This is a genomic window from Lichenihabitans sp. Uapishka_5, from assembly GCF_033947565.1.
In the GTDB taxonomy this organism is placed as follows: domain Bacteria; phylum Pseudomonadota; class Alphaproteobacteria; order Rhizobiales; family Beijerinckiaceae; genus Lichenihabitans.
Genome location: NZ_JARPVX010000123.1, coordinates 1 through 7,869, shown reverse-complemented (window position 1 = coordinate 7,869; position 7,869 = coordinate 1). Strand labels below are relative to the sequence as shown.

Here is a 7,869-nt window from a genome sequence, read left to right as displayed (position 1 = left end):
ACGTCGGGCCGGTTGACGCCCGCGGCCGCGACGCGGATGAGGACCTCGCCCGCGCGGGGCACCGGCACGGGGCGCTCGCCCGGCCGGAGCACCTCGGGGCCGCCCGCTCCGGTTGCTTCGATAACCGTCATGGTGGAGGGAAGGGACATGCGGAACTCCTGCTGCACGCGCTGTCCCACCACATAGGGCGAGACCGCCCGGTCGGGCGCCCTTTCCGCCACGAGGACCCGTCCGATGAGTTCGATGCCCGACATCAGCGCCCGCCTCGAGGCGCTCGAAACCCACGCGGCCCACCAGGGCGAGGTCGTCGAGGCGCTCAACGCCACCGTGACGGCCCAATGGGCCGCGATCGACGCCCTGCGCCGGCAGATGGGTGCGCTCGTCGAGCGGCTGGAAGCGACGGAAACGCGGGACGGGCCCCCGGCGGGCCAGCGCCCGCCGCATTATTGAAGCTGCCCACGGGGGTCGTCTGCACGGCACCCCTTGCTTGCCATCCCGGTCGGCCAGCTTTAGGTCTCCGGTCCTGTCGAGAACGGATCCTGCCATGGCCACCCACTCCCTTTTCCTGCTGCCCGGCGACGGCATCGGCCCCGAGGTGATGGCCGAGGTCGAAAAGGTGGCGGCGGCGCTCGACGAAATCGGGCTGGCATCCTTCGAGATCGAGCATGGACTCGTCGGTGGCTGCGCCTACGACGCGCATGGGCAGGCCATCAGCGACGCCGACATGGCGCGCGCGACGGCCGCCGATGCCGTGATGCTGGCGGCCGTCGGTGGCCCGAAATGGGACGCCGTCCCCTACGAGGCGCGCCCCGAGGCGGGGCTGCTGCGCCTGCGCAAGGACCTCGGCCTGTTTGCCAACCTTCGGCCCGCGATCTGCTACCCGGCGCTCGCCGACGCCTCGTCGCTGAAACCCGCCGTCGTCGAAGACCTCGATATCCTGATCGTCCGCGAATTGACGGGCGGCGTTTACTTCGGCGAGCCGAAGCAGATCATCGACCTCGGCAATGGCCAGAAGCGCGGCATCGACACCCAGGTCTACGACACCTTCGAGATCGAGCGCATCGCCCGCGTGGCCTTCGAGCTGGCCCGCCAGCGCGGCAACCGCGTCACTTCGTCGGAAAAGCGCAACGTGATGAAGTCGGGCGTGCTGTGGAACCAGACCGTCACGGCCCTGCACGGGCGCGATTACGCCGATGTGCAGCTCGACCACATGCTGGCCGACGCGCTCGGCATGCAGCTGGTGCGCTGGCCGAAGCAATTCGACGTGATCGTCACCGACAACCTGTTTGGCGACATGCTGTCGGATGTTGCCGCCATGCTGACGGGGTCGCTCGGCATGCTGCCTTCGGCGTCGCTCGGCGAAACCGATCCCACGACCGGCACCCGGAAGGCGCTCTACGAGCCCGTGCACGGCTCGGCGCCCGACATCGCCGGGCGTGGCATCGCCAACCCGATCGCCATGATCGCTTCGCTGGCCATGGCGCTGCGCTACAGCTTCAACCTTTCCGAAGCCGCCGCCCGCATCGAGGCCGCGATCTCGGTTGTGCTCGATCAGGGCCTGCGCACGGCCGATATCGCGGCCAAGGGCGAGGCGACCGTTTCCACCGGCCAGATGGGCGACGCCGTGGTGGCGGCGCTGCGCAAAGCGGCCTGAAGCGCCAACCGCGTGACGCGGCCGGCCTCGCCGAGCCCGCGTCCCGGATCTGCATGCCGCGGGCTGGTGCCGGTCATGCCGGCCCGTGGGGCACCCACGCGACCATTGCGCCTCACCGGCCCTGCTAGCCCCCACCCCCTCGCCCGCCTATAGTCCGCCGGACCATAAGCTTGAGCGACCCATGACCGTCATCCCCGACCCCATCCCCGATGCCCGCCGCCGGCGGCTGGTGTTCCGGGCATGGCATCGCGGCACGCGGGAGATGGATCTCGTGATGGGGCGGTTCACCGAAGCGGAGGTGGCGGGCCTTTCGGACATCGAGGTCGGCGATCTCGAGCTGCTGATGGAGGCGAACGACCGCGACGTGTTCGACTGGGTGTCGGGCATGACGCCCGTGCCGGCCAATTATGATACGCCGGTGTTCCGCCGCCTTTGCGCCTTCCACCTGAACCCCACCGCTTAAAAGCTTCCCATGCCCCCCAAGACACAAGCGGCGCGCCTCGTGCCCGCCACGGCCTCCGGTTCCGCGGCCAAGCCCGCCGTGGCGCCGAAAGCCTTTGCGGACCTTGCCCGCGCGGCGGCGATCCTCGGCAAGGGCGACGGCCTGACGCTCAGCCGCGTTCCCGACGGGTTCGACGCCTTCGTGGCGGCCGACCTGACGCGGGCCCTGGCGCGCGCCGGCGAAGACCGCCCGGCCGTGCTGGTGCACGTGGCCCGCGAAGCGCAACGCGCCGCGGCATTCCGCGAAGCCTTTGCGTTCGCGGCGCCCGACATCGAAGTGCTGGATTTCCCGGCCTGGGATTGCCAGGCCTATGACCGCGTGTCGCCTTCGGGCGCCATCGCGGCGCGACGCATGACGGTGTTGTCGCGGCTGGCGCGGTCGAAATCCTCGCGCGAGCGGCCCCGCATCCTGTCCACCACGGTGGCGGCGCTGGTGCAGCGGGTGCCGCCGCGCGCCACGGTGGCCAAGGACAGTTTTTCCGCCGTGCCGGGCAATTCGGTCGCCACCGACGAACTGGTGTCATGGCTCGAAGCGAACGGCTTCACGCGCTCCGGCACCGTGCGGGACACCGGCGATTATGCGGTGCGGGGCGGCATCGTCGACCTGTTCGCCCCCGCCATGGTGGCGCCGGTGCGGCTCGACTTCTTCGGCCATACGCTCGAATCGATCCGCGCCTTCGATCCCGAAACCCAGCGCACCACCGGCCAGTTGCGGGCGCTCGACCTCGTGCCGATGTCGGAGGTGCAACTCACCACCGACACGATCCGCCGCTTCCGCCAGGCCTATGTGACGGAGTTCGGCGCCACCACGCGCGGCGACGGGCTGTATGAGGCGATCAGCGAAGGGCGTCGCCACCCCGGCATGGAACACTGGCTGCCCTTGTTCCACGGCGGCCTCGACACGCTGTTCGATTACCTCGGCGATGCGCCGGTGCTGCTCGACCCGCAGGCCCGAGAGGCCGCGACCGAACGCTTTGCGCTCATCAAGGACCACTACGACAACCGCAAGTCGACGGTCGGCCTGAAGGACGCCAGCCTTTATAAGCCGCTACCGGCGGACCGGCTCTACCTCAGCGAGCAGGATTGGTCTGACACCTTGCAGATCGTTCCGGTGGCGCAACTGACGCCTTTCGATGCCGGTGGTCAGACCACGATCGATTGCGGCGGCAAGCCGGGGCGCGACTTTGCGCCCGAGCGGTCGGACGATGCCGCCAACGTCTTCACGGCGGCCGTGGAGCACATCCAGGCGCTGCAGAAGGACGGCCGGCGCGTGCTGGTGGCCGGCTGGACGGACGGCTCGCGCGATCGTCTGAAGGGCGTGCTGAACGAGCATGGCCTGAAATGGATCGAGCTCGTGTCGTCGCTCGGCTCGGTGTTCGGCATCAAGCGCGAGCATGTCGCCATGGGGGTGATGGCGCTCGATCATGGCTTCGAGGCCGGCGACCTCGTGGTAATCGGTGAACAGGACCTGCTCGGCGACCGCCTGCTGCGCAATCGCAAGAAGCCCCGCCGCGCCCAGGATTTTCTGCAGGAGGTCGGTGCGTTGTCGGCCGGCGATCTCGTGGTGCACGTCGACCATGGCATCGGTCGCTTCATCGGCCTGAAGCACATCACGGTTGCGGGCGCGCCGCACGATTGCCTGGAGATCCACTACGCCGAGAACGCCAAGCTGTTCCTGCCGGTCGAGAACCTGGAGCTGCTGAGCCGCTACGGCTCCGAGGACATGGAGGCGCAGCTCGACCGCCTCGGCGGTGCCGGCTGGCAGACCCGCAAGGCGCGGATGAAGAACCGCATCCGCGAGATCGCCCATGGGCTGATCAAGATCGCGGCCGAGCGCGCCACCAAGGAAGCCGTGCGCTACGTGCCGCCGCTCGGCTCCTATGACGAATTCTGCGCCCGCTTCCCGTATGACGAGACGGAAGACCAGGCGAACTCGATCGAGGCCGTGCTGAAGGACCTCGAATCGGGTCACCCGATGGATCGGCTGATCTGTGGCGACGTCGGTTTCGGCAAGACCGAGGTGGCGCTCAGGGCCGCCTTTGCGGCCGCGGTCAACGGCGCCCAGGTGGCCGTGGTGGTGCCCACCACGCTGCTGGCCCGGCAGCATTACCGCACCTTTGCGAACCGCTTCGCCGGCCTGCCGGTCAATGTGGCGCAGATTTCCCGCATGATTTCGGCCGCCGACCAGAAGAAGTCGCGCGCCGATATCGCGGCCGGCCAGGTCGACATCGTGGTCGGCACCCATGCGGTGTTGGGCAAGGGCGTCACCTTCAAGGACCTCGGCCTCGTCATCATCGACGAGGAGCAGCATTTCGGCGTGTCGCACAAGGAGCGCCTGAAGGAGCTGCGCACCGCCGTGCACGTGCTGACGCTGTCCGCCACCCCGATCCCGCGCACGCTGCAGCTCGCCATGACGGGCGTGCGCGACCTGTCGATCATCGCGACGCCGCCGGTCGACCGGCTGGCGGTGCGGACCTCCATCTTCCCCTTCGATGCCATGCTGGTGCGCGAGGCCCTGCTGCGTGAGCGCTATCGCGGCGGCCAGAGCTTCTTCGTCTGCCCGCGCATCGAAGACCTCGAGGAAGTGGCGACCTTCCTCCGCTCGCAGGTGCCGGAGTGCAAGTTCATCATGGCGCACGGCCAGATGTCGGCGACCGAGCTCGAAGAGCGCATGACGCATTTCTACGAGGGCCAGTACGACGTGCTGTTGTCGACCTCGATCGTCGAATCCGGCCTCGACATTCCGCGCGCCAACACGCTGGTGGTGTACCGGGCCGACATGTTCGGCCTCGGCGCGCTTTATCAGCTGCGTGGCCGCGTCGGCCGCTCGAAGACGCGCGCCTATGCGCTGTTCACGATTCCGGTCAACAAACCGCCCACCCCCCAGGCTGAGAAGCGCCTCAAGGTGCTGCAGCAGCTCGATACGCTCGGGGCCGGCTTCGAGCTCGCGAGCCACGACCTCGACCAGCGCGGCGCCGGCAATCTGCTCGGCGACGAACAGTCGGGCCACATCAAGGAGGTCGGCTACGAGCTCTACCAGCAGATGCTGCGCGATGCGATCGACGCCCTGAAGGCGGGCGACATCGAGGTGGCCGAGGAAGCGTGGTCGCCGTCCATCACGGTGGGCGTGCCGGTGACGATGCCGGAAGACTACATCCCCGACCTGACGCTGCGCCTCAGCCTTTATCGCCGCCTGTCGACGCTCGACGCCGACGAGGAGATCGAAAGCTTCGGGGCCGAACTGATCGACCGCTTCGGCCCCATGCCCGACGAGGTGCGGCTGTTGTTGAAGCTGGTGCGCGTCAAGGCCTTGTGCCGCCGCGCCCATGTCGAGAAGGTCGACGCCGGCCCGAAGGGCGTCATCGTCGGGTTCCGCGACAACAGCTTCGCCAATCCGGCGGGGCTCGTGAAGCTGGTGCAGGGCGAGGGGCCCTATGCCAAGGTGCGGCCCGACATGCGGATCGCCTTCCTGCGTGAGTTCAACACGCCGGCGGACCGGCTGGAAGGCACGCGGGAGATCCTGGATCGGCTGGTGAAGATCGCGGAAAAGAAGGCGGGGTGACCGAGCGTCCTGCGCCGGCCAAGCTGACGCCGATGGCTGGTGCGGGAGGGCCCGGAACGGAAGACGGGCTCGAGGCGCTGCGGCGGGGCGATCTGGCGGGGGCGCGCCGCCTGCGGCTATCGGGCCTGGATACCTTTCCGCGCGAAATCTTCGGGCTGGCCGAGACCTTGGAGGTGCTCGACCTCAGCGGCGGCACGCTCGACCGCCTGCCCGATGACCTCGGCCGCCTCACCAAACTGCGGGTGTTGTTTTGTTCGAACAACCGCTTCGCGCGGTTGCCGTCCAGCCTCGGCGATTGTCAGGCCCTTGCCCAGGTGGGTTTCCGGGCCGCGGGGCTGCGCGAGGTGCCGGGCGAGGCGCTGCCGCCGCACCTGCGCTGGCTGACACTGACCGACAATGCCCTCGTGAGCCTGCCGGACGCCCTCGGCCAGCGTCCCGCGTTGCAGAAGCTGATGCTGGCCGGCAACCGGTTGACCCGGCTGCCCGACACGCTGGCGGGCGCCGGACGGCTTGAACTGCTGCGCATCGCCGCCAATGCGTTCGAGACGCTGCCGCCCTGGCTCGTCGCGCTGCCGCGCCTCGCCTGGCTGGCCTATGCGGGCAACCCGGTCGAGGCGGCCCCGCCGCGCCGCCCGGGGCTGGCGGTGCCCTGGGCGGCCCTGACGATCGGGCCGTTGCTCGGCGAGGGGGCGTCGGGGCGCATCCACGCAGCGTACTGGCACGGCGGCCACCGGGACGTGGCCGTCAAGTTCTACAAGGGGCCGATCACCAGCGACGGTCTGCCGGAGCACGAGATGGCGGCCTGTCTCGCGGCCGGCGACCATCCGGCCCTGGTGGGGGCGCTCGGCCGCATCGAGAACCATCCCGAAGGCCTGGACGGGTTGGTGATGCCGCGGCTCGCCCCCGGCCTGCAGCCCCTGGCGGGGCCGCCGAGTCTCGAAAGCTGCACCCGCGACGTTTACGCGCCCGACACCCGGCCGACGCCCGTGCAGGTGTTGCGCATCGCGGCCGGTGTGGCGGCTGCCGCCAGCCACCTTCACGCCCGGGGGCTGCTGCATGGCGACCTTTACGCCCACAACATCCTGTGGGATCCCGCCGCCGGGGCCGCGCTGCTGAGCGACTTCGGGGCGGCATCGCGGCTCGCACCGGGGGCCGCCGGGGTGGCGCTCACGCGGCTCGACGTGCGGGCCTATGGCATTCTGCTGGCCGAACTTCACGAGTATTGCGGAGCCCCCGACAGCTTGCCGCCGGCCTTCGGTGAGATCGCACGGGCCTGCCTGTCGGAAGCGGTCGGCGAGCGTCCCGCCATGGCCGAGGTTTCGGCGCTGCTGGCGGCTCTCGAGCCCGTCTGACATTTGGCGCCAGGGACGCGAACCGGTTAAAGTCGGCGCACCGCCTGGGCCGTAGTCCGCGTGGTGTGGGGGAGGATCAAGCATGTCGGGTCGGTTCGATCGGGATGGAGGCCGTCAGGGCGGCGATGCCCGCAGCAAGGCCGAAGCCGCCTTCCGCAAGGTGACCACGAAGCCGGTCGAAGGCCCGATCCCCAAGGCCGCCATCCCGGGGGCCCGTGAGCTCGTGTCGATCCGCATCGACCAGGACGTGCTGGAGCACTTCCAGTCCGAAGGCGCCGGCTGGCAGGATCGCATCAATGCGGCGCTGCGGCAGGCGGCGGGCCTGTGAGACCGGGCTTCCTCGAGGCCTTCGCAGACCCGACGATCGCGGCCCGCACCCGGCACGTCCTCGCCCTCACGGTTCTGGCGGGCGTGCTGGCCCTCGTGGCACCGCGTCTGCTGCCGCGCTCGGTGGCGACTCGCACCGTGCTGGAGCCTGCGGCCCGCAGCGGCTTCGCGGGCCTGTTGGTCGGGCTCGCGTCCCGGCTGGTGGTGCAGCACCACCGCAGCCGGTGGCAGATGGTGGCATTGCTCGGCGGCATGGCGGGGCTCGCCTGGCTCCGGCACCGCGACGGCGAAGCCGTGAGGCCGGGCATCGCCCGCTGGGCTGCCGGATCGGTCGGGGTGTGCCTCGGCGTCGTGGCGGCCAAATGGGCGCTTGAGCCGGGCGTGCTGTCGGACACGCTCGACCAGCTGCGACCCGCGGGAGGCGACCGCTAGACGGCCACGGTGCGGTCCACCCCGCGCTGGCCGGCGAGAAC

General features: G+C 69.8%; 7 protein-coding genes and 1 pseudogene. 7 read left to right on the top strand and 1 reads right to left on the bottom strand.

Annotation, left to right across the window (positions count from 1 at the left end):
- Window positions 1-254 (bottom strand): annotated as a pseudogene (locus P7D22_RS21575) (hypothetical protein); the annotation flags it as partial.
- Between P7D22_RS21575 and P7D22_RS21570 the strand changes: the two are divergent.
- From P7D22_RS21570 to P7D22_RS21540, 7 genes are all read left to right on the top strand, one after another.
- Window positions 235-450 (top strand): SlyX family protein, encoded by a 216-nt coding sequence (locus P7D22_RS21570; RefSeq protein WP_319936320.1) that lies wholly within the window; start codon window positions 235-237, stop codon window positions 448-450. The pseudogene P7D22_RS21575 and the gene P7D22_RS21570 overlap by 20 nt on opposite strands.
- Window positions 451-544: 94 nt before the next feature.
- Window positions 545-1,654 carry a 3-isopropylmalate dehydrogenase gene (leuB, locus tag P7D22_RS21565; RefSeq protein WP_319936319.1) on the top strand — a complete coding sequence of 370 codons (1,110 nt, stop codon included), beginning with the start codon at window positions 545-547 and terminating at the stop codon, window positions 1,652-1,654.
- Between the two features lie 181 nt (window positions 1,655-1,835).
- A complete protein-coding gene (locus P7D22_RS21560) occupies window positions 1,836-2,117 on the top strand; it encodes an FAD assembly factor SdhE (RefSeq protein ID WP_319936318.1) in 282 nt (93 codons plus the stop codon).
- A gap of 9 nt (window positions 2,118-2,126) precedes the next feature.
- Window positions 2,127-5,717, top strand: a complete 3,591-nt coding sequence (gene mfd, locus P7D22_RS21555; protein WP_319936317.1) for a transcription-repair coupling factor — start codon at window positions 2,127-2,129, stop codon at window positions 5,715-5,717.
- A 32-nt stretch (window positions 5,718-5,749) separates the two neighbouring features.
- On the top strand, window positions 5,750-7,069 hold the full coding sequence (locus P7D22_RS21550; RefSeq protein ID WP_319936321.1) for a leucine-rich repeat-containing protein kinase family protein: 1,320 nt from the start codon (window positions 5,750-5,752) through the stop codon (window positions 7,067-7,069).
- Between the two features lie 82 nt (window positions 7,070-7,151).
- On the top strand, window positions 7,152-7,397 hold the full coding sequence (locus tag P7D22_RS21545) for a BrnA antitoxin family protein (RefSeq protein ID WP_319936316.1): 246 nt from the start codon (window positions 7,152-7,154) through the stop codon (window positions 7,395-7,397).
- A complete protein-coding gene (locus P7D22_RS21540) occupies window positions 7,394-7,828 on the top strand; it encodes a hypothetical protein (RefSeq protein WP_319936315.1) in 435 nt (144 codons plus the stop codon). Before P7D22_RS21545 ends, P7D22_RS21540 begins: the two co-directional genes overlap by 4 nt.
- The last annotated feature ends 41 nt before the right edge of the window (window positions 7,829-7,869 follow it).

Bases quoted from the DNA above. Each gene is read 5' to 3' on its own strand.
- P7D22_RS21570 (WP_319936320.1), top strand. From the start codon at position 235: ATGAGTTCGATGCCCGACATCAGCGCCCGCCTCGAGGCGCTCGAAACC.
- leuB (WP_319936319.1), top strand. From the start codon at position 545: ATGGCCACCCACTCCCTTTTCCTGCTGCCCGGCGACGGCATCGGCCCC.
- P7D22_RS21560 (WP_319936318.1), top strand. From the start codon at position 1,836: ATGACCGTCATCCCCGACCCCATCCCCGATGCCCGCCGCCGGCGGCTG.
- mfd (WP_319936317.1), top strand. From the start codon at position 2,127: ATGCCCCCCAAGACACAAGCGGCGCGCCTCGTGCCCGCCACGGCCTCC.
- P7D22_RS21550 (WP_319936321.1), top strand. From the start codon at position 5,750: ATGGCTGGTGCGGGAGGGCCCGGAACGGAAGACGGGCTCGAGGCGCTG.
- P7D22_RS21545 (WP_319936316.1), top strand. From the start codon at position 7,152: ATGTCGGGTCGGTTCGATCGGGATGGAGGCCGTCAGGGCGGCGATGCC.